The organism is Streptomyces sp. NBC_01317 (assembly GCF_035961655.1).
Taxonomy (GTDB): domain Bacteria; phylum Actinomycetota; class Actinomycetes; order Streptomycetales; family Streptomycetaceae; genus Streptomyces.
Window position 1 is genome coordinate 3,454,451 of sequence record NZ_CP108393.1, and the last position, 23,437, is coordinate 3,477,887.

Here is a 23,437-nt window from a genome sequence, read left to right on the forward strand (position 1 = left end):
GAAGGTGGGGTTATCCCTACTTCACGCGCACCCAGCCACCCCATGGCGCGGGTGCGCGCGGCCCGGCAGTCTGGTTCCTTATGACCGTGAGTTTCGATGATCCCGGCGGCAAGAACGACAGGCCGCCCCCCGTGCGCTTCGCCTTCGAGCGGCAGACCTGGAAGGAGATCGCGCATCTCCTGGCGAATCTGCCGTCGTCGCTGGTCGGGTTCGTCTACGTGGTGTTCACCGTGTCCACCGGCGCCGGTCTGTCGGTGACGGTGATCGGTCTGCCGTGGCTGGTCCTCGGCCTGTCCGGGGCCCGGCTGCTGGGCCGGGGCGAGCGGGCGCGGGCGCGGAAGCTGCTGGGTCTACGGATCGACGAGCCGAGCCGGCTGGTCGCGCGAGGGCGGGGACGGGGGCCGGGGCCGGGGCAGTCCGGCGGGTTCTTCGCCCGGCTGTGGACGGGGCTCAGCGACCCGGTGGCCTGGCGGACCGTGCTGTACGAGTTCATCCGGCTGCCGTGGAGCGTGGTGACGTTCTCCGTGACGCTGGTGGGCCTGTTCGTGTTCTGGCCGGTCCTGCCGTTCGTGGCGCGGGGGCTCACCAACGTGGACCGGGCGATGGTACGGGGGCTGCTCTCGCCCTCCGACGAGCTGGAGCGGCGGATCGCCGAGCTGGAGTCGGACCGGGGTGTGGTGGTCGACACGGCGGCGGCGGACCTGCGCCGCATCGAGCGCGACCTCCACGACGGCGCGCAGGCCCGGCTGGTGGCCCTGGCCATGGGACTGGGCCTGGCGAAGGAGAAGCTCCTGGAGGACCCGGACGCGGCGGCGGTCATGGTGGACGAGGCGCACGGCGAGGTGAAACTGGCGCTCCAGGAGCTGCGCGACCTGGCGCGCGGCATCCACCCGGCGATCCTGACGGACCGCGGTCTGGACGCGGCGCTGTCGTCGATCGCCTCCCGCTGCACGGTCCCGGTGAAGGTGACCGTGGACCTGGCGGAGCGGCCCGCGGCGGCGATCGAGGGCATCGCATACTTCACGGCGTCCGAGCTGCTCCAGAACGTCAGCAAGCACAGCGCCGCCCGTACGGCCTCGGTGGACGTGTGGCGGTCGCAGGAGCGGCTGCTGATCCAGGTCACGGACGACGGCAGGGGCGGCGCGACCCTCGACGGCGGTACGGGCATGTCCGGCCTCGCCGAGCGGCTGGGCGCAGTCGACGGCCTCTTCGTACTGGACTCGCCGGTGGGCGGCCCGACGACGGTCACGGCCGAGCTGCCGTGGCGGCGGCGCGGCACGGCCTGAGCGCGGGCCCGGGGGCCCGGAGGTAGGGAAAACCCCAGGGTGAAGAGGGCTACCGGCCTCATGGTGGCGAGCACGGCGGGCCCGGAGCATGGAGGTATGCCAGTACACGCCTCCCCCGCCCCCGCCCCGCTCGCAGAACGGAACCCCACCATGGCTCTCGACTACGGATCGCCGGCCCGGCGCCCCTTCGTCCCGCAGGTGCTGCGCGCGCCGGTCGGGGGCCGGACCTGGCGCGAGTTCGGGTACCTGATGCTCAGCCTGCCGATCAGCGTGGTGTTCTTCAGCTACGCGCTGACCATGTTCGTCGCGGGTGTGGGCCTGCTCGTCACCTTCCTCGGGGTGCCCGTGCTGGCGGCCGGGCTGGCCGGCGGCCGCGCCCTCGGCGCCATGGAGCGGGCGCGGGCGCGGGCGCTGCTGGGCATGGACATCCGGGACCCGGAGCCCGTACGCGGTACGAAGCCGGGCCTCATGGGGTGGGTCGGCGCGGTCCTCAAGAGCGGGGTGTCGTGGCGGCACCTGGCCTACGGGCTGGTGCACTTCCCGTGGGCGGCGTTCGCGTTCACGGTGGCGCTGGCGTTCTGGTCGGCGGCGTGGTCGCTGTTCCTGTACCCGCTGTGGCAGTGGGTGTTCCCCCGCTATCTGGACGAGCCCGGCATCACCTTCACCGGGGAGATCGACGGCCGGAACTTCTACCTCGACACCCCCTTCGAGATCGGCGCCACCTGCGCGGTGGGCCTGGTGCTCGTGCTGGCCACCCCCTGGCTGGTCCGGGGTCTGACGAGCGTGGACCGGCTGCTGGTCGGCGGTCTGCTGGGGCCGTCCAGGATGGCCGCCCGGGTCACGGAGCTGGAGTCGGACCGGGGGGTCGTCGTGGATACGGCGGCGGCCGACCTGCGCCGCATCGAGCGGGACCTCCACGACGGCGCGCAGGCCCGCCTGGTGGCCCTGGCCATGGACCTGGGGCTGGCGAAGGAGAAGCTGACGGAGGACCCGGAGGCGGCGGCGCGGATGGTGGACGAGGCGCACGGCGAGGTGAAGACCGCCCTCCAGGAGCTGCGTGACCTGGCGCGCGGCATCCACCCGGCGGTGCTGACGGACCGCGGTCTGGACGCGGCGCTCTCGGCCGTCGCGTCGCGCTGCACGGTGCCCGTACGGGTGGAGGTGGACCTGCCGGCGCGGCCCGCGGCGGCGATCGAGGGGATCGCGTACTTCACGGTCTCCGAGCTGCTCCAGAACGTCAGCAAGCACAGCGCCGCCCGTACCGCCTCGGTGGACGTGTGGCGCTCGCGGGACCGGCTGATGCTCCAGGTCACGGACGACGGCAAGGGCGGCGCCGACGTCTCCGGCGGCAGCGGTCTCGCGGGGCTGGCGGAGCGGCTGGACGCGGTGGACGGCATCCTCGCCGTGGAGTCCCCGGCGGGCGGCCCGACGACGGTGACGGCGGAGCTGCCCTGGCGGGGCTGACCCCGCGGACGCGCCGGTACGGAGCCGAAGGCCGACGGATTCGCCCGGGTGCGCGCGGAGCCGTTCGGATACTGGGATGCTGGAGGGCACGGGGGCGGACAGCGAGACATCAACAGGGGGAGCAACATCGTCGTGGTGGAGGACAGGGTGCGGGTCGTCATCGCCGAGGACTCGGTACTGCTCAGGGAAGGCCTGACACGGTTGCTCACCGACCGCGGACACGACGTGGTCGCCGGCGTCGGCGACGGCGAGGCGCTGATCAAGACCGTGGGTGACCTGGCGGCCCAGGGGGCCCTGCCGGACGTGGTGGTCGCGGACGTACGGATGCCGCCGACCCATACCGACGAGGGCGTACGGGCGGCCGTACGGCTCCGCAAGGACCACCCCGGCATCGGGGTGCTGGTGCTCTCGCAGTACGTGGAGGAGCAGTACGCCACCGAGCTGCTGGCCGGCAGCTCACGGGGCGTGGGCTACCTGCTCAAGGACCGGGTCGCCGAGGTCCGGGAGTTCGTGGACGCGGTGGTACGGGTGGCCAGGGGCGGCACGGCCCTGGACCCGGAGGTGGTGGCCCAGCTGCTCGGCCGCAGCCGGAAGCAGGACGTGCTGGCCGGGCTGACCCCACGGGAGCGCGAGGTGCTCGGCCTGATGGCCGAGGGGCGGACGAACTCCGCGGTTGCCAAGCAGCTGGTCGTCAGCGACGGCGCGGTGGAGAAACACGTGAGCAACATCTTCCAGAAGCTCGGGCTCTCCCCGAGTGACGGGGATCACCGGCGGGTCCTGGCCGTCCTGACGTATCTCAGGAACTGACCGCGGGACACCGGGCAACTGCCCCTGGGACATTCGACCTAGACCCAAAGGACCAGAGCCGTACGCGGCGCGCGAGGCGTGACCGTACGGACAAAGCGGGTCATACAATGACATCGCAACGTCCTAAAACAACGTTCGCCATACGATCGGTCCAGGGTAGGCCACCCTTACCGACGTAGGGTGGTCTCCGGGACTGCCGGGCAGCCGGTGGTCGCGAGCCGCCGCCTCGAGGGAGGTCCAGTTCAGTGACCAGCCAGGTCAGTAGCCCAGCCGAGCGTGCCGATGAGGCCGACGACGTCAGTGATGGCGCCGTGGGGGAACAGGGAGCCGTGTTCCCCGCGCCCGAGGGTGAAGGCACGAAGGAAGTCCGCCGTCTGGACCGGGTGATCATCCGCTTCGCGGGTGACTCGGGAGACGGCATGCAGCTGACGGGTGACCGGTTCACGTCGGAGACGGCGTCGTTCGGGAACGACCTGTCGACGCTGCCGAACTTCCCCGCCGAGATCCGGGCACCCGCCGGGACCCTCCCGGGTGTCTCGTCCTTCCAGCTGCACTTCGCCGACCACGACATCCTCACCCCGGGCGACGCCCCGAACGTGCTGGTCGCGATGAACCCGGCCGCCCTCAAGGCGAACATCGGCGACGTCCCGCGCGGCGCCGAAGTCATCGTGAACACCGACGAGTTCACCAAGCGCCCGATGGCCAAGGTCGGCTACGCGGTCTCCCCGCTGGAGGACGGGTCCCTGGACGGGTACCAGGTCCACCCGGTGCCGCTGACCACCCTGACGATCGAGGCGCTCAAGGAGTTCGGGCTCTCCCGCAAGGAGGCCGAGCGCTCGAAGAACATGTTCGCGCTCGGGCTGCTGTCGTGGATGTACCACCGGCCGACCGAGGGCACCGAGAGATTCCTGCGGGCCAAGTTCGCGAAGAAGCCGCAGATCGCCGAGGCGAACGTGGCCGCGTTCCGGGCGGGCTGGAACTTCGGCGAGACCACCGAGGACTTCGCGGTCAGCTACGAGGTCGCCCCGGCCTCGGCCGCCTTCCCGACCGGCACGTACCGCAACATCTCCGGGAACCTGGCCCTGTCCTACGGCCTGATCGCCGCCGCGCACCAGGCGGAGCTGCCGCTCTACCTGGGCTCGTACCCGATCACCCCGGCCTCGGACATCCTGCACGAGCTGTCCCGGCACAAGAACTTCGGTGTACGGACCTTCCAGGCCGAGGACGAGATCGCCGCCATCGGCGCCGCGCTGGGGGCCGCCTTCGGCGGTTCGCTGGCCGTGACGACCACCTCGGGCCCCGGGGTGGCGCTCAAGTCGGAGACCATCGGCCTCGCGGTCTCCCTGGAGCTGCCGCTGCTGGTCGTGGCCATCCAGCGCGGCGGCCCCTCGACCGGACTGCCGACCAAGACCGAGCAGGCGGACCTCCTCCAGGCGATGTACGGGCGCAACGGCGAGGCGCCGGTGCCGATCGTCGCGCCGCAGACCCCGGCGGACTGCTTCGACGCGGCCATGGACGCCGCCCGGATCGCCGTCACGTACCGCACGCCCGTCTTCCTGCTCTCCGACGGCTACCTCGCCAACGGCTCCGAGCCGTGGCGTATCCCGGAGACCGACGAACTGCCCGACCTGCGGGTGGAGTTCGCGTCCGGCCCCAACCACGAACTGGCCGACGGCACCCAGGTGTTCTGGCCGTACAAGCGCGACCCGAAGACGCTGGCCCGCCCCTGGGCCGTCCCCGGCACCCCCGGTCTCGAACACCGCATCGGCGGCATCGAGAAGCAGGACGGCACGGGCAACATCTCGTACGACCCCGCCAACCACGACTTCATGGTCCGTACGCGCCAGGCGAAGATCGACGGCATCGAGGTGCCCGACCTGGTGGTGGACGACCCGGACGGCGCCCGCACGCTGGTGCTGGGCTGGGGGTCCACGTACGGGCCGATCACCGCCGCCGTACGCCGGCTGCGCAAGGACGGCGAGGCGATCGCGCAGGCCCACCTGCGCCACATCAACCCGTTCCCGCGCAACCTCGGCGAGATCCTGGCGCGGTACGACAAGGTCGTCGTGCCCGAGATGAACCTCGGCCAGCTCGCCACCCTGCTCCGGGCGAAATACCTGGTCGACGCCCACTCGTACAACCAGGTCAACGGCATGCCGTTCAAGGCGGAGCAGCTGGCCACGGCTCTCAAGGAGGCCATCGATGTCTGAGGCTCAGGCTCAGGTTCATGCGCACGCTCAGACTCAGACTCAGGCGAACGAGTTGCTGACGCTGGTCCCCCCGGCCCAGGGCAAGCAGTCCATGAAGGACTTCAAGTCGGACCAGGAGGTCCGCTGGTGCCCCGGCTGCGGTGACTACGCGGTGCTGGCCGCGGTCCAGGGCTTCATGCCCGAACTCGGCCTGGCCAAGGAGAACATCGTCTTCGTCTCCGGCATCGGCTGCTCCTCCCGCTTCCCGTACTACATGAACACGTACGGGATGCACTCCATCCACGGCCGCGCCCCGGCCATCGCCACCGGCCTGGCCACCTCGCGGCGCGACCTGTCGGTGTGGGTCGTCACCGGGGACGGCGACGCGCTGTCCATCGGCGGCAACCACCTGATCCACGCGCTGCGGCGGAACGTCAACCTCAAGATCCTGCTGTTCAACAACCGGATCTACGGGCTGACGAAGGGCCAGTACTCCCCCACCTCCGAGATCGGGAAGATCACCAAGTCGACCCCGATGGGCTCGCTCGACGCGCCCTTCAACCCGGTGTCGCTGGCGCTCGGCGCGGAGGCGTCCTTCGTGGCCCGTACGGTCGACTCCGACCGCAAGCACCTCACCGAGGTGCTGCGCCAGGCCGCCGACCACCCGGGCACCGCGCTGGTGGAGATCTACCAGAACTGCAACATCTTCAACGACGGTGCCTTCGAGGTCCTCAAGGACCGCGACCAGGCGCAGGAGGCCGTGATCCGGCTGGAGCACGGGCGGCCGATCCGCTTCGGCGCGCCGCTGGAGAACGGGCTGGGGTCCAAGGGGGTCGTACGGGACATGGCGTCCGGGGACCTGGAGGTGGTGACCGTCACCGCCGAGAACGAGTCGCGGGTCCTGGTCCACGACGCGCACGCGGCGAGCCCGACGACCGCGTTCGCGCTCTCGCGCCTCGCGGACGCGGACACGCTGCACCACACGCCGATCGGGGTGCTGCGCAGCGCGCGGCGGCCGGTGTACGACACGCTGATGTCGGACCAGCTCGACCAGGCGGTGGAGCGGCAGGGCAAGGGAGACCTGGCGGCGATGCTGGCCGGGGGCGACACCTGGACGGTCGCGGGCTGAGCCCGTTTTTCGAAGCTTCACCCGGGGCCCGGATCTCTCAGGAGGTCCGGGCCCTTTCGTATGCCCTCGGTCCCTTTCGTATGCCCTCGCGCTAGGAGGTCCGGGCCCCGTCGTACGTCTCGCGCGCCGCCTCGACGTCGCCCAGCCGCCGTTCCGTCCAGCGCGCCAGCCCCCACACCTGCTCGGCGGCCTCGCGCCCCAGGTCGGTGAGGCTGTAGTCCACGCGCGGCGGGATCACGGGCTTGGCGTCGCGGTGGACGAAGCCGTCCCGCTCCAGGGTCTGGAGGGTCTGGGCGAGCATCTTCTCGCTGACGCCGCCGACCGTGCGCCGCAGTTCGCTGAAGCGGTACGAGCGCTCCAGCAGGTTGGCGAGGACCAGGACCCCCCAGCGGGAAGTGACGTGCTCCAGCACGAGCCGGGAGCCGCACATGGGCTCGTTGACGTTCGCCCGGGGCGGCCGGGCGTCCTGTTCTGTCGCGCTTACTCCCATGCCCGTACCTTACTTCAAGGTGGGTACTTTCGCTGAGTAAGTACCACCCCTAGGGTGAGTGTACAGAGCACGACAGAGCGCACATAATCACCTGAAAGCGAGCAGACCCCCCATGAGCATTGTTGTCACGGGAGCCACCGGCCACCTCGGCCGCCTTGTCATCGAGTCCCTGCTGGCCTCCGGCACGGCGCCCGGCGACATCGCCGCCGTCGTACGCGACAAGGAGAAGGCGGCGGAGCCGGCGGCGCGCGGCGTAGAGCTGCGGGTCGCCGACTACGACCGGCCCGAGACGCTCGCGGACGCGTTCAGAGCCGGCGACCGGGTCCTGCTGATCTCGGGCAGCGACGTCGGACGCCGGGTGCCGCAGCACTCCGCCGTGATCGACGCCGCGCGGGCGGCGGGGGTGGCGCGGTTCGCGTACACCAGCATCCTCGGCGGCCCCGACTCCGAACTCCAGCTGGCGGCCGAGCACCAGGTCACCGAGCGGCTGATCCTCGACTCCGGCCTGCCGTACACCCTCCTGCGCAACGGCTTCTACACCGAGGTCTACACCGAGGCCCTCGCGCCGGTCCTGGAGCACGGGAAGGTGGTCCACAGCGCGGGCGACGGCCGGATCGCCTCCGCGAGCCGCGCGGACTTCGCGGCCGCCGCGGCCACCGTCCTCACCGGCGAGGGGCACCTGAACCGGGCGTACGAGCTGAGCGGCGACACCGCCTGGTCCTTCGCGGAGTACGCCGCCGAGCTGTCCCGGCAGACCGGCCGCACGATCACGTACGACAACGTGCCGGCCGAGGTGTACGGGGAGATCCTGGGCGGCGCGGGGGTGCCGGCGGCGTTCGTCCCGATCCTCGTCGACCTCGACGCCGGGATCGGGCGGGGGCAGATCGCGAACGTCACCGGAGACCTGGCCCGGCTCATCGGGCGCCCGACCACGCCGCTCGCGGAGAGCGTGGCGGAGGCGCTGGCGTCCCACCCGGCCTGACCTAGGGGGTGCGCGCGGGTGTCATGACCGTATGGCAACACGGACATGACACCCGGCCCCTCTCGGCGCTACCTTCATCGGGATGGCGCGTGGGGAATGGCGCGTGTGGGGTGGGGAGGAGCCGGGCCGGTGAAATCGCCGATGAAGTCGCGGGTGAAGTCGGAGACGACGGCGCAGAGCGAACAGCGGACAGGACTGCTGTACGGGTTCGGCGCGTACGGGATGTGGGGGCTCGTCCCGCTCTTCTGGCCGCTGCTCAAGCCGTCCGCGGCGCTGGAGATCCTCGCCCACCGGATGGTGTGGTCCCTGCTGTTCGTCGCGGTCGCGCTGGTGGCGCTGCGCCGCTGGGCCTGGATCAAGGATCTGGTACGGCAGCCGAGGAAACTGGCGCTCATCGCGGTCGCGGCGATCGTGATCAGCGTCAACTGGGGCCTCTACATCTGGTCGGTCAACTCCGGCCATGTGGTGGAGGCGTCGCTCGGCTACTTCATCAACCCGCTGGTGACGATCGCGATCGGCGTGCTGCTGCTCAAGGAGCGGCTGCGGCCCGGGCAGTGGGCGGCGGTGGGCATCGGGGTGCTGGCCGTGCTGGTGCTGACGATCGGGTACGGACAGCCGCCGTGGATCTCGCTGACGCTCGCGTTCTCGTTCGCCACGTACGGCCTGGTCAAGAAGAAGGTCAACCTGGGCGGCCTGGAGTCGCTGGCGGCGGAGACCGTGATCCTCTTCCTGCCCGCGCTGGGGTATCTGGTGTGGCTCCAGGCCCGGGGCATGGCCACCTTCGGGGCGGAGGGCGCGGGGAACGCGCTGCTGCTGGCATCGACGGGCCTGGTCACCGCGGTGCCGCTGGTGTGCTTCGGGGCGGCGGCGATACGGGTGCCGCTGTCGACGCTGGGGCTGTTGCAGTACCTTGCGCCGCTCTTCCAGTTCGCCCTCGGTGTCGCGTACTTCCACGAGGAGATGCCTGCGGAGCGGTGGGCCGGCTTCTCGCTGGTCTGGCTGGCGCTGACGATCCTGACGTGGGAGGCACTGCGGACGGGGCGCAGGGCGCGGGCGGAGAAGGCGCGGCTGACGGAGGCGGTACGGGTGGCGGAGGCGGAGCGGTCGGCGGGTCCGGGGGCCGGTGCGGAGGCTCGTACGTCCTCGACCGCACCGGCCGGAACCCCTGCTCAAGGAGCACCTACTCAGGGAGCCGTCGACTCCACCTCCTGACGCGCCGAGAAAGGCGATGCCGTACACGGCCGTGACCGCCGAGATCCCGACCGCTGAGCCGACCGCCGCGCCGAACGGGGTGGCGGTCGCCGGCAGACCGCCCGCGAGCCCCTGTTTCTCGGGGTGAGCGTCGGGGCGGGGACATCGGCGCCGACGCCCGCCGGCAGTCCCCCGCAACTGCTTCGATGACTCCATGACACTGCACTGGAAACTGGTCATCGACGCCGCCGACCCGCACGCCCAGGCGGACTTCTGGGCGGAGGCCCTCGGCTACCTGGTGGAGGACAACAGCCCCCTGATCGAGCGGCTGCGCGCACTGGGCCAGGTCTCGGACACGGACACGGTGGAGTCCCACGGCCACAGCGCCTGGCGCGACCTGGCCGCCGTCCGCCACCCGGACGACCCGTACCAGGAGGACAACGGCCTGGGCCTGGGCCGCCGCATCCTCTTCCAACGCGTCCCCGAGCCGAAGACACTGAAGAACCGCCTCCACATCGACGTCCACCCAGGCCCGGACGCGGACCGCCAGGCAGAGATCCACCGCCTGGAGTCCCTGGGCGCCGCGGTCCTCCACCACGTCAAGGAGCCGGGCGGCTCCTGGTCGGTCCTCACGGACCCGGAGGGCAACGAGTTCTGCGTGTCGTGAACGCCACGACGGGCCGCCCGAGCGTGTCGGGCGGCCCGTCGGGCACGGATCTCCTTGCCTAGAAGGTTTCCTGACGAGACGTCACCAAGCTGTGGGAGCCGGAGGTACGACCACCGGGGGGCGGTCGTCGCAGGTGATGGTGTTCGGGAGTTCCCAGGGGGCCAGCCAGGGGCCTGTGGTGCCGCCGCCGTCGTTGCCGCCCAGGTCTGTCAGGGCGAACTCCGAGCCCACCGGGGTGAAGTTGAACGAGCCGCAGTTGTTGACGCCGACCGCGCCGACGTTGCGGGCGTCCACGTTCTCGAAGGACGCGGAGCCGGCCACGCGGGCGCTGACCACCGAGGTGCCGGTGCCGTCGACCCTGATGTCCTTGAAGCGGACGTTCTTGATGGAGTAGAGGTCCTTCACCGGGAAGTCGCTGACCAGCATGATCGCGTTGTAGGTGTTGTCGAGGTAGTGGTCCCCGGTCACCTGGATGTCCGCGTCGATGTCCTTGTCGAGGGCGTAGAACCAGATGGCGCCCAGGCCGATGTTCCAGTTCAGTTCGTACGTGCCCGCGCGGACCGTGGTGTTGTCGGTGATCCGCAGCTTCCCCGCGAACGCCTCCGCGCCGAAGCGGGAGCCGACGTGGATCGCGCTGCCCTCCCTGACCGGGTCGGCGACGAGGTTGTCCGAGACGGTGAGGTCCGTACCGCCGTAGATCGCGATGCCGTTGGCGAGGACCGGTGACTGGACGGTGTTGTGGGAGAAGGTGTTGTTCGCGTTCGACTTCTTCTCCGACCACATCGCCAGGCCGTCGTCACCCGAGTTGCGGACGAAGTTGTGGGAGACCGACGAATTCGTCACGCCTGTGTGGAAGTTGAGGCCGTCGGCTATCTGGTCCACGATCACGTTGTCCGTGACGCGCGTGTTGGTCATGGGGCCGTCGAACCACAGGCCCACCTTGGTGTGGCGGATGTAGAGCCCGTCGATGGTCGAGTCGCTCATCGCGCCGCCCACGCCGTTCACCTGGTCGGTGTCGATGCGCTCGCGGACGTCCCCCTCGATCGCGAAGCCCGACAGGTGGACGTTGCGGCTGCCGCCCGCCGACGCGTCCTTGCCGTAGAAGCCGACGCCGGTGTGCACCGAGCCGTCGGGGGCCGGGGTGCCGAGGGCCACCTCGCGGCCCTTGAAGATCGTGTACCAGCTGCCCGCGCCCTCGATCGTCACGTCGTCCACGATGATGTGCCGGTTCACCTGGTACGTGCCCGGCGGGACGTACACCTTGAGGTGCGCGCGCTTGGCGAAGGCGATCGCCCGGTCGAGCGCGGGCGCGGAGTCACGCCGGCCCGAGGGATCGGCCCCGAACGCCAGCACGTTGGCCGCGTTGAGCCGTACGTGCGGCGCGCCGACGAGCTGCGAGTCGAGCAGGTCGACCACGGTCCACGCGGCCCTGCTCCCGGCGGGGACCGTGAGCCGTACCTTGTCGCCCGCGCGGTACGTCTTCCCGAGCAGCAGCCGCTGCTCGTCGTAGAAGTGGTTCGGGCGGAACGGCTTGCTGATCACCGGTGCCGGGGTGGTGGCGCTGGGCACACACGCGCACTCGGTGATCCACCAGTCGGGGTGCAGCAGGTCCGCGCCGGGGTCGTTGGAGAACGGGTACTGGTTGTAGAGCCAGGCGTACTGCGAAGTGAGCGTCAGGGTCGAGCGGTTCTTGCCGTTGACCGTGACGTCGAGCGGCGCGGTGATGCCGCCGCCGCCCGGCGCGTCCGGGATGCTGTAGCGCACGTTGATCGCGTTGGCGGCGCTCGGCAGCGTGAACTCCACGTACTTGCCCGGGGTCAGCCTGACCGCCTGCCGGCCGGAGGCCTCCGCCGGGAGGGTGTAGGCGGTACGGTCCGGGCCGATCACCGTCCCGTTCGTGACCGCGCCCTCCGCCTCCTGCTCGGCGAAGTCCACGTCGGCGCCCCGGCCCGCGACGAGCGACGGCGCGAGGGCGGCGCGGGTCACGGCGGGGGCCTGTGCGGTGGCCTTCGCACCCGCGGCCCCGACCGCCCCGCTGTCGCCGCCCGGGCGCGCCACCGCCGTACCACCGGCCAGGACGCTCAGACCGACCGCGGCCGCGGTCATCGACGCGACCACCACCGCCGCCCGTCGCGGGGGTCTGCCGGACCGTCTCGCGCCGGCACCTCTGATGCTCCACGACATCGAAAGCTCGTTTCTCTCGGGAGGCTCCACGGCTGAACGCTCCACGGCCCGGACGCCCGGCGGGAGCGGCCGCCATGAGGGTGAGGTGACATTAGGACCCGGCCCCCTCTCTCCACAAGGTTTCTGCGAACTCATTTCGTAACATTGCAGTCCAGCTACGTCAGTTCGTTTGTTTCTTGCGTCGACTGCCTTAATTCATTGCGAAGACGGACGGGCTCCGGCCGCGGTCACCCACCCCGTCCGTTCAGCGAACAGCCGTGTCCGGTTTGCACTCTTGACGTTGAGTCAACCTCTCCCCCACCATTCAGCACGCACCGCCACACTCGGCACACGTACAGCTCCAACGCCCCACGTCACCGTCGCCGTGGGGCGCAGTCACGTTCCGTCCCACCCCCGTTCGGAATCCGGAGCCCCCACATGAAACTCTCCGTTCACGGAGCGCCTCACATATCCGTCCGTACGGCAGTCGCCGCCGGGCTCGCCCTGGCCGGGCTGCTGGCCGCCGGCGCGAGTGCCGCGACCGCCGCCCCCACGACCGCGGCGGCCGGACAGAGATCCGCGGCCGCGCCCGCGCTCGCCGCCCCCGACATACCGCTCGCCAACGTCAAGGCGCACCTGACCCAGTTGTCGTCCATCGCCGCCGCCAACGGCGGCAACCGCGCCCATGGCAGGGCCGGTTACCTCGCGTCGGTCAACTACGTGCGGGGCAAGCTGGACGCGGCCGGGTTCACCACCAGCCTCCAGCAGTTCACCTCCGGCGGCGCCACCGGCTACAACCTGATCGCCGACTGGCCCGGCGGGGACCCGGACCAGGTCATCATGACCGGCTCGCACCTCGACTCCGTGACGTCCGGCGCCGGCATCAACGACAACGGCTCGGGTTCGTCCGCCACCCTGGAGACCGCCCTCACCGTCGCCCGCTCCGGGTACCAGCCCGTGAAGCACCTGCGGTTCGCCTGGTGGGGAGCGGAGGAGCTGGGCCTGGTCGGCTCCAAGTACTACGTCAACAACCTGCCGTCCGCCGAGCGCACCAAGATCAAGGGCTACCTGAACTTCGACATGCTCGGGTCCCCCAACCCGGGGTACTTCGTCTACGACGACGACCCGACGATCGAGCAGACGTTCAAGGACTACTACGCCGGGCTCGGTGTCCCGACGGAGATCGAGACCGAGGGTGACGGCCGCTCCGACCACACCGCGTTCAAGAACATCGGCATCCCGGTCGGCGGCCTCTTCGCGGGCGCCGACTACATCAAGACCGCCGCGCAGGCGACGAAGTGGGGCGGCACCTCGGGGCAGGCCTTCGACCGCTGCTACCACACGTCGTGCGACACGACCGCGAACATCAACGACACGGCGCTCGACCGCAACAGCGACGCGGTGGCCTACGCGGTCTGGGGGCTCTCGGGCGAGACCCCCGTACCTCCGGCGGGCACGGTGTTCGAGAACCTCGCCGACGTGGCCATCCCCGACAACGGCGCGGCCGTCACCTCGTCGCTGACCGTCTCGGGCCGCACGGGCAACGCCCCCACCACGCTGAAGGTCGGCGTGGACATCAAGCACACCTGGCGCGGTGACCTGGTGATCGACCTGGTCGCCCCGGACGGGACGGCGTACCGCCTGAAGCCCTCCAGCAGCGGCGACTCGGCGGACAACGTCATCGCCACGTACACGGTCAACGCCTCGTCGGAGGTGGCGAACGGCGTCTGGAAGCTCAAGGTCCAGGACATCGCCGCGTCGGACACGGGCTACATCGACAGCTGGAAGCTGACCTTCTAGCCGTACGGAGTCGTGCTGAACTGAACAGCGAGGGCCCCGCCCACCCGTCACCGGGTGGGCGGGGCCTCTGCCTGTCTCCGGTGTTCACACAACCGGAGCGCCGTCCCTCAGCGGGCCGTCATGCCGAACCGCAGCCCGGCGGCCGGGAGTCCGCCCGTCCCCGGCGCGTAGGTGGTGACCGGCTGGGCGCCACCGCCGGTCACGTTGGTCCACGTCATCGCGTACAGCGAGCCGTAGGCACCCGGGCCGTAGGGCATTCCGACATAGAGGCGGGTCGGCGTGCCGTGCAGGCTGGTACCCGTCTTCCGGCCGGCTCCCGGGGCGCCCGGCATGCCGGAGGGGTTGCCGGCCTCGATCCACCGGTCGTTGGCGCCCGGCTCGCCGACCAGGCCGAAGACGCTGACCGCGCCCGCGTCGGCGACCGTACCCACGTCCTCGCCCGGTACGCCGACGGCCATCACCAGGCTGGCGGCGGTGGCGAGGGGGCCGGGCGTACGGTTGACGACGGTCACCGCGGCTCCCATGCGGTCACCTGCCTCGGGCGATCCGACGACGTCGTCGGGGCCCTGGTCGTAGCCGTTGTTGACCTGGTTGAGCAGAAGTCCCCAGCCCTCGGTGATCCTGACGACCACCACACGTCCGGCGTCGGCCCTGGCGGCCCCTCCGTAGGTGATGTCCTCACCGGGGACCCCGATGGCGATGTACGTGCTCGGGAAGGAGAAGGACACTCCCCGCGTGAACCGGCCCGGGGCCGCCGAGACCGCCGCGCCGAATTGGTCCCCCGCCTCCACCTCGGCGGTCACACGGAAGCTGTTCTGATCGATGGATCCCCGGTGCAGGGGCACCCCGTCGGAGTTGAGCTGATGGGCCATCACGTCGACCTGGCCCGCGACCACTTCGGTCGTACCCGTGACCCGCGAGGGAACCATTCCCTCGCCCGGGACGCCGATCACCAGGTGCTCGGGCGCCCCGGCGACGGAGGACCCGTACTTGTCACCCGCCTCCGGGGTGCCGGCCACGCCCGCCTTCCCCTGGACCAGCGCCCGGTTGACGGAGCCCCGCAGATAGAAGGCGCCTCCGGCGTCCGCCTTGCCGTCGACGTCCTCACCCGGGACTCCGATGACGAGGTACGGCTCGCCGGCGTCCGTGAGACCCGCGGCGACGGCCGCGCCCATGCGGTCCCCGGCCTCGGAGGCCGCGGCCAGGATGTCCCCGGTTCCCGTGCCCTGCTCAAGGTGCTCCGCCGCCCCGCCGGAGGCGAGGCCGCCGGAGGCTCCGTACATCACGTCCACGGTGCCGGCGTCCGCCTGGGACCCGAGGTCCTCGCGGGGAGTGCCGACGACCAGGTCGGTGCAGCCGTCCCCGTCGTGGTCGACGGTGGCCAGCGCTTCGCCGAAGTAGTCGTTCGCCTCGGCGTCGCCGGGGACCGCGGCGAGATCCTGATGGACCTCGGACGTCCCCTTCCCGCCGCCGTAGACGATGCGTACCAGTCCCGCCCTGGCGTCCCCGCCGACGGTCGCCTCGGGGTCGGCGACGGCGAGATCCTCGATCCGGTCGCAGTTGAAGTCCGTGATACCGGGGGCCGGTTGGCCCGTGTCACCGAGCGCGCCGGTGATGTCGAGCCGGGGCGTGCTGCCCCCCGTGTACGAGATGGTCCTGCCGCCGGCCTTCAGCCGGGATTCGAGGCGCGCGGCACTTTCCTCGGGGAAGGCCTGCCGGAGTACCGCGAAGGCGCCGGCCACCTGCGGCGCGGCCATGGAGGTGCCGTTCTTCGAGGCGTACCCGCCACCGGGTACGGACGAGACGACCCCGGTGCCCCGGGCGAGGAGGTCCAGCAGCGCGCCCCGGTTGCTGAAGGAGGACAGTTCGTCGTCGGCGGTGGTCGAGCCGACCGCGACGGCGGACGCGATACAGGCGGGGGCGCTGACGGCGTCACCGTACGCGTTGTTGCCGGCCGCGACCACGGTGGTGACATCGAGGCCGAGGAGCAGGTCGACGGCGAGCCCGCGCGGGTCGCCGTCGCAGGCGGTGGCGTACCGTCCGGCGCCGAGGCTGAGGTTCGCCGCGATCACCGGTGTGCCGGCCTGACGCAGCTCCATGACCTTCTCCAGCGCGGCGATCTGGGCGCTGGTGTAGCTCAGGACGCAGGGCGTGACGTCGGGCCCGCCGCAGTAGTCCTCGGAGTCGAACTTGCTGAAGACCTGGATGGCCACGATGCCTGCGCCGGGGGCGACCCCGGAGGCGGGGGCTCCGGCGAGGCCGGCGCCGTCGCCCGCCGCGATACCGGCCACATGGGTGCCGTGATCGCACCCGGCCATGGCCGCGCAGGGGCCGGCCTCGGAATCGGCGGTGCCGGGCCCTTCCTGTTGTTCGGTGCCGTTGGGGCACAGGCTGGAGGCGGAGGAATCGGCGTCGACGGGCGAGAAGCACGCCTCGGCCACGATCCGGTCCTTCAGGTACGGATGGTGGGTGGCGACGCCGGTGTCCAGGACGGCTATCGCGCTGCCCGCTCCGTCCCCGGCCGCCGCGGCGCGCCCGGCCCGGCCCGGCGCGGCGGCCGGGGCGGCGCCGGTGAGGGCGACGCTGTCGTCCCGCGACGGCGGTACGGCGATGTCCTCGGTGACACTGACCACGCCCGGCTGGGAGGCCAGCCTGTCCAGGCCGTCCGTGCCGACCTTGAGGGTGACGACCGGCAGGGTGTCGAAGGACCGCAGCGTCCGCCCGGCGGTCGCCGCGGTCGACAGGTCCGTGCGGTTCTCGGTGACGACGTTGACGCGTACGGTGCCGCCGTCGGCGGTCTCGTCGTACAGCGGGGGGTCGATCGGGCCGCTCGCCGCGCCGGCCGCCGCGGGGGCGTCGCGCGGCTCGACGGCGTGGGACGGCAGGGCGCCGAGGGCGCCGAGGGCCACGGTCGTCATCGTGGCGATGACGACCCTGATCCGTATCGGTCTCTTCGGTCGCTTCGGTCTCGTCAAGGTCTCTCCTGGGAGAAGCGGGCGTGGCTCGGCCCGCGGGGTGGTGGGCGTGGAAGGTGCCGGGCATCGAAGGTGCCGGGCATCGAAGGCACCGGGCATCGAAGGCCGGGTGGCGAAACGTTCCGCCACCCGGCCTTCCCGTGCGGGACGTGCTCCTCAGAAGGCCGGGCCGGGCATCAGGTGCGGTTGGCGCCGTTCTTGGGATTGCCGCCCTTCTTGACGGCCTGGTAGTAGCCGTACGCGATGGAGCGGCACAGGCGCTTCACCCGGTAGGCCGAGCAGGTGTAGTCGCGGAGCGTCGTGTGGAAGGCGTTGTCCACGTTCGACTTCTTGCTGCGGTCGAGGTAGTAGCGGTAGCCCTTGTACGTGTTGCCGATCAGTCCGTACCCGTAGTCGTGCATGTCGCACGCGGACCGGAAGTCGTAACCGGAGGGCTTGTCGGGAGAGGTGGTGCAGTGGTCGTACTTGATGCCCACCACCCACAGCCGGCTGGGGAGCTGTTTCCAGGCCGGGGCGCGCCAGCCGTAGTGCGCCGCCCACGCGGCGCAGCCGCTCTTCGTGTACCACAACCACGACGTGGCGGCAGAGCAGTGGCGCGGGTACGCCTGCGGATCGGAGGTCTCACCGCCGGGGAAGTCCGAGACCGGAGGGGCCGTGGCGTTCGGGTCGGTGATCCCGGGCGCGCCCTGGATCACCGATTCCGAGGCGGGCCGCGCCGGGCCGGTGGCCTCGACGTTCGGGACGGCCGATCCCGCCGAGAAGTCCAGGTTCCACGCGCCGTTGGCCGCCGACGCTGTCCGGGCCAGGCGGCCGGCGGTGTCGTAGCTGTACGACGCCGACGGCTCGGCGCTCTCCACGGGGTTGGTCACGGTGCGCAGCAGGCCCGACGCGTCGTAGGCGTAGCGGGCGACCGTCTGCGTCGTGGTGCCGCTGGTGAGAGTGATCGCCTTGGCGCGGCCGGCGAAGTCTCCGAACACCGATCCGGCGGCCGTGGTGGTCGGCGCGTAGCTGATGGTCAGCGACTCCGCCGGTTCGTCCGCTCCGGCCGGTTCCTTGATGGTGGTCACCCGGCCCTGGGCGTCGTAGCCGGCGCTGGAGGTGCCGTTGGCCTTGCTGCCCACGCCGGTGACCCGCCACGGGTCGCTGCCGGGAGCGGCCTGCTTCCACGTGTAGGTGGGCTTGAGGTCGTCGGCGGGTATGGGGTTGCCGTCCGCGTCCGTGAAGGTGTCGTCGCCCTCCTCCGTCGTGGAGAGGTTCGCGTTGAGGACCTCGACGACGGTGGTGACCAGGGATCCGGCCGCCGCGTCCCACTTCGTGGTCTCGGTGACCGTGGAGCCGTCGGCGCTCCGGTACTTGTCGACGCCGCCGCCGTCCGGGAAGGCGGCGCCGCTGACGAAGTCGTAGCGGACCGGCTCGTTCACGCCGAGGTCGGTGACGACGTAGGCGCCCGACTGCTGTTCCAGCTTCCGGCTGAGGCTGCCGCCCGCGAACTCGGCCTCCCAGCCAGGGCCGAAGACACCCAGGTCGGCGCGGGAGGCGGGGGCCGATTCCGGCTGGGCGGGGCCGCCGGACGCCGGGGCGACGACGCTGTGTCTTCGGCCGACGGAGCCGGCGGACACATCGGTGTCCGCGACCTCGAAGGACCGGATTTCCGAGAGATAGATCCCGGGGCCTATCTGCTGTATTTCGTCCGCCGCCAGTGCCGGTGCGGCGATTTTGTCCGCCGCCGCCGCAGGCTGCTGCGGCAGCAACAGAGACAGCGAAAGCGCGGCAATGACCGGAATTACGGTTCTGCGCACAAGTCCCCCCTCGGGTAAATGAATGGTGGGTGATTGATGCAGACCATAGATCGCCGATCAACGCGCCCACAAGGCCCAGAATTGGAGCCCGAGACTCCATTTTCGCCCGGCGGATAAGTGAGGCAATCCCCTTCCGCTTAAAGGGAGAGGCTTCTGAGTACGGATACTCATGTGTGCCGGGCGGCACGACCGGATGCTGTGCCCATGATGCGAATTCCCGCCCCGGTCGCCGCTGTTGCCCGCTCCCCCCGCCTGGGCCTCACCCTCGCGGTCACCGCCCTCGCCACGCTGTCGCTCGCCTCCTGCGGGACAGCGACCACAGGTGCCGGAGGTTCGCAGGTCAGACCCGCCGGCGCCGTCACGGCCAGGCCCGCGGACACGCCGTCGCGCCCCGATCCGTGGCCGGCCTTCCTGGACATGCTGGAAGCGGTGGGGCAGCCGTGCAGGCCGGACGCACCGTCCGATGAGGAACCGGTTCCGGCGGGGGAGAAGCCTCCGAGCGCGCCGGTGGAGTTGCTGCCGGTCGGGAGCGTCCCGCCCTCCGGCAGCCCCCCGCCGTCGCCCGGCGCGACACCGCGGGAGGTGGCGCTGAACGCCCTCCAGAAGTGTGAGGGCCGACTGCATGCGGCGCGCGTCACCAAGGCGCTCAGCGGCCCGGAGGAACTCACCACCGCCCAGGTCAGGAAGGCCCTGACCGACCTCGGCTACCTCGACGAGCGCATCCACCGCCTTGAACGGTCAGGCGCGACGACGCACTTCTACCTCGACCTGCGCGTCCTCGGCGGTTCGCTCTGCCTGGAAGGGACCGTGACCGGAACGAAGGCCGTCGTCGAGGCGTACGGAGCCCCCGAGGACGGTCCGTTTACGCCCGTGAAGCGAAACAGGTGACCACCGGCCTTTTGTGACGCCCGGATCCCGTACTCCGAAATCCGGTGGGCCGGGGCGCATGCGCGTACACACATATGCATGCGATATACGCGCACGCGTACACGCATTCCCGCGCGCATTTCGCAGCCTTTTCGGCGACAGGCAATTCCTTTCGCACTGCACGCTCGCCCCAAGGACCGCACGGCGGGCCGTTCCCTTGTTTTCAGACCGTGATGTCCTTTGTCGTGAAGCGCGCCCACGCCGCCGCCCCGAACACCGCCACGTACAGCGCCTGGAGTTCCAGGTTCTTGGCGATGTCGTCCCAGTGGACCGGTTCGCGCAGGACGTCCGCGAAGGACAGCCAGTGGGTGGGGAAGAGGTAGGGCTGGATGCCGTGGAGCTGGGGGATCGCGCCCAGGATCTGCACCGTGATGAGCAGGCCGACCGTCGCGGCCATCGCCGCGATGCCGCTGTTGGTCAGGGTGGAGAGGAACAGGCCCAGCGCCGCGATCCCGGTCAGGGAGGCCGCCACGAGGAGTGCGATCAGCAGGGCCCTCAGCAGGCCGTCCCCGAAGGAGATGCGCGTGCCCGAGATCGTGGTGACGTCGCCCAGGGGGAAGAGCAGCGCGCCGACCAGCAGCGCGGAAAGTGCCACGACCAAGGTCGCGACCAGGCAGAACGCCAGCGTGGACGCGTACTTGGCGAGCAGCAGTCTGGTACGGCCCGCCGGTGCGACCAGCAGATAGCGCAGGGTGCCGCTGTTGGCCTCGCCCGCGATCGCGTCACCCGCCACGACCCCGACGGCCATGGGCAGGAAGACGGGCAGGGTGGCGGCGAGCGCGGCGAAGACCAGGAACAGGCCGTTGTTGGTGACCTGGGTGAGGAAGGCCGGCCCGGCTCCCCCGCCACCGCCGACCGAGCCGTCGTCGCTCGTCTCGATCTTGACGGCGATCCCGATGAGGACAGGGACCGCGGCCAGCACGCCCAGCAGGGCGACGGTGCGCCAGCGCCGCAGGGTGGTGGTCAGTTCGGACCGGAAGAGACCGAGGGTCCACCAGAGGGAAGGGGTACGGGATTCTTCGGTACGGGATTCTTCGGTACGGGGTCCTTCGGTACGGGGTCCTTCCGTACGGAATCCCCCCTCACGCGCCTCAGCCCGCGACATCGAAGCCCTCCCCCGTCAGCGCCACGAAGGCGTCCTCCAGCGACGCGCGTTCGACGCCGAACGACCGCACCCGTACCCCGGCCCGTACCAGCGCCGCGTTCAGGTCGGCCAGCTCCACCCCGGCCGCCGGCGGGTCACCGCTCACCCGGTCCTCCGTCACCGTCACCCCGCCCACGCCCAGCTCCTTGAGCACCCGCGCGGCCTCCGCCGGATCCGGTGTGACCACCGCCAGCCGGCCCCGGGTCCCCGCCGCCAGCTCGGCGACCGGCCCCTGCGTGATCAGCCGGCCCCGCGCCATCACCGCCGCGTGGGTGCAGACCTGCTCGATCTCGTCCAGGAGGTGCGAGGAGAGGAAGACGGTCGTGCCGTCGGCTGCCAGCTCCCGCACCAGCGTCCTGATCTCCCGCATGCCCTGCGGGTCCAGGCCGTTCGTCGGCTCGTCCAGCACCAGCAGGCGGCGCGGCTGGAGCAGCGCCGCCGCCAGCCCGAGCCGCTGCTTCATCCCGAGGGAGTACGCCTTGGCCTTCTTGGTCCCGGCCGCCGTCAGCCCGACCCGGTCCAGGGCCGTGGCGACGCGCGTACGCCGGGTGCGGGGGTCGGCCGTCGGGTCGGCGGAGTCGTACCGTACGAGATTGTCCCGGCCGCTCAAGTACCCGTACAACGCCGGGCCTTCGATGAGAGCGCCCACCCGCGGCAGGACGGTACGGGCCGCGCGGGGCATCCGCTGCCCGAGAAGGGTGGCCGAACCGGCGGTCGGCTCGATCAGGCCCATCAGCATGCGGATGGTCGTGGTCTTGCCGGAGCCGTTGGGTCCCAGGAAGCCGAAGACACTGCCTGCGGGCACCGCCAGGTCGAGCCCCTCGACGGCGAGTTGACCGCCCCGGTAGCGCTTGGTGAGACCGCGTGTCTCGATGACGGCCGCTGTCATCGCGCACCCCGCTCGTGTGGTCCTGCCGGTTCCGTGGGCCGCTCAGCGTGCCGCCCCGCCGTACGAAGCGTACGACGGGGCGGTACGAGCGGGTCGTGCGTGGCGTGCGCGTCCGCTCCGCGGCTACTTGGCGCCGTCCGCCGCCCTGACGAGCGTGTCGGGGGTCACCGCGCCGACGTAGATCTTGCCGTCGTCCGTCATCAGGGCGTTGACCAGGCGGGTCTTGTAGACCGTGCCCGAGCCGAACTTCCCGGTGACCTTGTCGCCGAGCGCGTCCAGGAAGCCCTGCGCCTCCTTCGGCAGACCGGCGGTGTCCTTCGCGGTGGGCGCGCCGTCCGGGGACGTGAACGCGTACACCGCGCTCCAGCCCTTCCCGATGACGGTCGGAGGCGCGGTCTTCCCGGCGCCCTCGCCGCCCTTCGGGAGCTTGGGCTCGACCGGGTCGGCCTGCCGCGCCTCGTCGCCCTGGGTGACCTTCGTGCCCTTCGGCGGGGTGAAGTCGAAGGTGGAGGCGGCCGGCTTGCCGAAGTCGACCTTGGTGAAGCCCACGTCGACGACGGCCTTGCCGCCGCTGCTCGGCGCGAGCGTGAACTTGAGCGGGGTGCCGGTCTCGGCATCGACCGCGATCTTGACGGACTCGACCGTCGAGCCGCTCTGCTTGGGCTTGAGGACCAGGCGGTACGCCTCACGCCCGGCGACCCGCGCGGTGCCGTCCACGGTGACCGACGTGGTGTCGCCCGCCGCCGCGAGCGCCTGCTCGGCGAACTCACGGGGGGTCGCGGGAACGTCCTTGCCGGACAGCCCCTCGGCCTTGTTTCCGGACCTGCCCTTCTCCGTGCCCTCCGGGGAGGTCGCGTGGAAGGCCTCGTTCGAGGCGCTGTCGTACGCCCAGACGTCGTCCCCGTTGTGGATCAGGCTGTACTCGGCCGCGTCCTCCAGGATCGACACCCGCTGCTTGTCGGGCCCGTCCGCCGCCACCCGCAGGGTGTGCGTACCGGAACCCAGCTCCATCAGCTTGGTGCTCGGGTCGGCGGTGGAGGCCGAACCGCCGCCGCCCGCGCCGTCCTTGGGGGCGAGCGCGCCGCCCGCCAGGTCCCCGAGGCCGGCCAGCGAGGGCAGCCCCAGGTCCGTGCTGATCTTCACCGAGCCGGAGAGCCGCTCGGTGTCGGAGGCGGCGATCTTCTCGATGAGTTCCTGGGCGCTGATCTTCGGCAGGCTGGGGTCGCCCGCGGCGGCGAGGGCCGGCACGAGGCCGATCGTCGCCGCGGCCACTCCGATGACCGCGACCGGGACCGCGTACCGCGCCGCCCTGCGGCGGCCGGTACCGAGGTCGTCCTCCTCGGCGATGTGCGCGCTGTCGTTCGGTGCCATGTGTGCCCTACCTCCGGCTCGGCGGTGCTCTCGGTCTTCTCCATCTCACCAAATCGGCGGTGCGTAAGCGTCAGTCCCGGGGAGCAACTTGTCGTACTGCTGAAGGATGAGAGCCGGACGGCCGCCGCCCCCGACCCGTAGGGGACGGGGGTCAGGACCGGTGG

Annotated in this window: 17 protein-coding genes; 10 read left to right on the forward strand and 7 right to left on the reverse strand. The window is 71.1% G+C overall.

The window, feature by feature from the left end; genetic code table 11:
• The first annotated feature begins 80 nt into the window (after positions 1 to 80).
• From OG349_RS14620 to OG349_RS14640, 5 genes are all read left to right on the forward strand, one after another.
• A complete protein-coding gene (locus OG349_RS14620) occupies positions 81 to 1,286 on the forward strand; it encodes a sensor histidine kinase (protein ID WP_327235013.1) in 1,206 nt (401 codons plus the stop codon).
• 150 nt (positions 1,287 to 1,436) lie between these two features.
• The gene (locus OG349_RS14625; protein ID WP_327238575.1) at positions 1,437 to 2,750 is read left to right on the forward strand and encodes a sensor histidine kinase; all 1,314 of its coding nucleotides are present in this window, start codon (positions 1,437 to 1,439) and stop codon (positions 2,748 to 2,750) included.
• A gap of 147 nt (positions 2,751 to 2,897) precedes the next feature.
• On the forward strand, positions 2,898 to 3,557 hold the full coding sequence (locus OG349_RS14630) for a LuxR C-terminal-related transcriptional regulator (RefSeq protein ID WP_161307788.1): 660 nt from the start codon (positions 2,898 to 2,900) through the stop codon (positions 3,555 to 3,557).
• Positions 3,558 to 3,802: 245 nt separating this feature from the next.
• Positions 3,803 to 5,767: a 2-oxoacid:acceptor oxidoreductase subunit alpha gene (locus OG349_RS14635; protein ID WP_327235014.1), complete on the forward strand. Its 1,965-nt coding sequence runs from the start codon at positions 3,803 to 3,805 to the stop codon at positions 5,765 to 5,767.
• Positions 5,760 to 6,875: a 2-oxoacid:ferredoxin oxidoreductase subunit beta gene (locus OG349_RS14640; RefSeq protein ID WP_442806251.1), complete on the forward strand. Its 1,116-nt coding sequence runs from the start codon at positions 5,760 to 5,762 to the stop codon at positions 6,873 to 6,875. The genes OG349_RS14635 and OG349_RS14640 overlap by 8 nt, the downstream gene beginning before the upstream one ends.
• Positions 6,876 to 6,966: 91 nt before the next feature.
• On the opposite strand, the gene OG349_RS14645 is transcribed toward OG349_RS14640, so the two are convergent.
• Entirely contained in the window at positions 6,967 to 7,365 is a 399-nt protein-coding gene (locus OG349_RS14645; protein WP_327235015.1) for a winged helix-turn-helix transcriptional regulator, read from the reverse strand.
• A 112-nt stretch (positions 7,366 to 7,477) separates the two neighbouring features.
• Here OG349_RS14645 and OG349_RS14650 point away from each other — a divergent pair, with 112 nt between their 5' ends.
• The 3 genes from OG349_RS14650 (at position 7,478) to OG349_RS14660 (ending at position 10,205) form a co-directional block, all read left to right on the forward strand.
• Entirely contained in the window at positions 7,478 to 8,347 is an 870-nt protein-coding gene (locus OG349_RS14650; protein ID WP_327235016.1) for an SDR family oxidoreductase, read from the forward strand.
• Between the two features lie 141 nt (positions 8,348 to 8,488).
• On the forward strand, positions 8,489 to 9,559 hold the full coding sequence (gene rarD / locus OG349_RS14655) for an EamA family transporter RarD (protein ID WP_327238577.1): 1,071 nt from the start codon (positions 8,489 to 8,491) through the stop codon (positions 9,557 to 9,559).
• Positions 9,560 to 9,752: 193 nt separating this feature from the next.
• Positions 9,753 to 10,205, forward strand: coding sequence for a VOC family protein (locus OG349_RS14660; RefSeq protein ID WP_327235017.1), 453 nt, complete (start codon positions 9,753 to 9,755; stop codon positions 10,203 to 10,205).
• Positions 10,206 to 10,286: 81 nt separating this feature from the next.
• Here OG349_RS14660 and OG349_RS14665 read toward each other — a convergent pair whose 3' ends face one another.
• The gene (locus OG349_RS14665; RefSeq protein WP_327235018.1) at positions 10,287 to 12,311 is read right to left on the reverse strand and encodes a glycosyl hydrolase family 28-related protein; all 2,025 of its coding nucleotides are present in this window, start codon (positions 12,309 to 12,311) and stop codon (positions 10,287 to 10,289) included.
• Positions 12,312 to 12,806: 495 nt separating this feature from the next.
• On the opposite strand from OG349_RS14665, the gene OG349_RS14670 reads away from it, so the two are divergent.
• Complete coding sequence (locus tag OG349_RS14670) at positions 12,807 to 14,168, forward strand: M28 family metallopeptidase (protein WP_327235019.1); 1,362 nt, start codon at positions 12,807 to 12,809, stop codon at positions 14,166 to 14,168.
• A 107-nt stretch (positions 14,169 to 14,275) separates the two neighbouring features.
• On the opposite strand, the gene OG349_RS14675 is transcribed toward OG349_RS14670, so the two are convergent.
• Positions 14,276 to 17,143 carry a S8 family serine peptidase gene (locus OG349_RS14675; protein WP_327235020.1) on the reverse strand — a complete coding sequence of 956 codons (2,868 nt, stop codon included), beginning with the start codon at positions 17,141 to 17,143 and terminating at the stop codon, positions 14,276 to 14,278.
• Between the two features lie 176 nt (positions 17,144 to 17,319).
• On the reverse strand, positions 17,320 to 18,894 hold the full coding sequence (locus OG349_RS14680) for a phospholipase A2 (protein WP_327235021.1): 1,575 nt from the start codon (positions 18,892 to 18,894) through the stop codon (positions 17,320 to 17,322).
• 252 nt (positions 18,895 to 19,146) lie between these two features.
• On the opposite strand from OG349_RS14680, the gene OG349_RS14685 reads away from it, so the two are divergent.
• A complete protein-coding gene (locus OG349_RS14685; RefSeq protein WP_327235022.1) occupies positions 19,147 to 19,830 on the forward strand; it encodes a hypothetical protein in 684 nt (227 codons plus the stop codon).
• Between the two features lie 202 nt (positions 19,831 to 20,032).
• On the opposite strand, the gene OG349_RS14690 is transcribed toward OG349_RS14685, so the two are convergent.
• The 3 genes from OG349_RS14690 to OG349_RS14700 form a co-directional block, all read right to left on the reverse strand.
• Entirely contained in the window at positions 20,033 to 20,974 is a 942-nt protein-coding gene (locus OG349_RS14690) for an ABC transporter permease (RefSeq protein WP_327235023.1), read from the reverse strand.
• Complete coding sequence (locus OG349_RS14695; protein ID WP_327235024.1) at positions 20,961 to 21,902, reverse strand: ABC transporter ATP-binding protein; 942 nt, start codon at positions 21,900 to 21,902, stop codon at positions 20,961 to 20,963. The genes OG349_RS14690 and OG349_RS14695 overlap by 14 nt, the downstream gene beginning before the upstream one ends.
• Before the next feature lie 123 nt (positions 21,903 to 22,025).
• Positions 22,026 to 23,273, reverse strand: a complete 1,248-nt coding sequence (locus tag OG349_RS14700; RefSeq protein WP_327235025.1) for a LolA family protein — start codon at positions 23,271 to 23,273, stop codon at positions 22,026 to 22,028.
• Between the last annotated feature and the right edge of the window lie 164 nt (positions 23,274 to 23,437).

Excerpts from the sequence above, each read along its gene's own strand:
- OG349_RS14695 (WP_327235024.1), bottom strand. The coding sequence starts at position 21,902 with ATGACAGCGGCCGTCATCGAGACACGCGGTCTCACCAAGCGCTACCGG.
- OG349_RS14650 (WP_327235016.1), top strand. The coding sequence starts at position 7,478 with ATGAGCATTGTTGTCACGGGAGCCACCGGCCACCTCGGCCGCCTTGTC.
- OG349_RS14700 (WP_327235025.1), bottom strand. The coding sequence starts at position 23,273 with ATGGCACCGAACGACAGCGCGCACATCGCCGAGGAGGACGACCTCGGT.
- OG349_RS14660 (WP_327235017.1), top strand. The coding sequence starts at position 9,753 with ATGACACTGCACTGGAAACTGGTCATCGACGCCGCCGACCCGCACGCC.
- OG349_RS14625 (WP_327238575.1), top strand. The coding sequence starts at position 1,437 with ATGGCTCTCGACTACGGATCGCCGGCCCGGCGCCCCTTCGTCCCGCAG.
- rarD (WP_327238577.1), top strand. The coding sequence starts at position 8,489 with ATGAAGTCGCGGGTGAAGTCGGAGACGACGGCGCAGAGCGAACAGCGG.
- OG349_RS14665 (WP_327235018.1), bottom strand. The coding sequence starts at position 12,311 with ATGACCGCGGCCGCGGTCGGTCTGAGCGTCCTGGCCGGTGGTACGGCG.
- OG349_RS14690 (WP_327235023.1), bottom strand. The coding sequence starts at position 20,974 with ATGTCGCGGGCTGAGGCGCGTGAGGGGGGATTCCGTACGGAAGGACCC.
- OG349_RS14640 (WP_442806251.1), top strand. The coding sequence starts at position 5,760 with ATGTCTGAGGCTCAGGCTCAGGTTCATGCGCACGCTCAGACTCAGACT.
- OG349_RS14670 (WP_327235019.1), top strand. The coding sequence starts at position 12,807 with ATGAAACTCTCCGTTCACGGAGCGCCTCACATATCCGTCCGTACGGCA.
- OG349_RS14620 (WP_327235013.1), top strand. The coding sequence starts at position 81 with ATGACCGTGAGTTTCGATGATCCCGGCGGCAAGAACGACAGGCCGCCC.
- OG349_RS14685 (WP_327235022.1), top strand. The coding sequence starts at position 19,147 with ATGATGCGAATTCCCGCCCCGGTCGCCGCTGTTGCCCGCTCCCCCCGC.
- OG349_RS14645 (WP_327235015.1), bottom strand. The coding sequence starts at position 7,365 with ATGGGAGTAAGCGCGACAGAACAGGACGCCCGGCCGCCCCGGGCGAAC.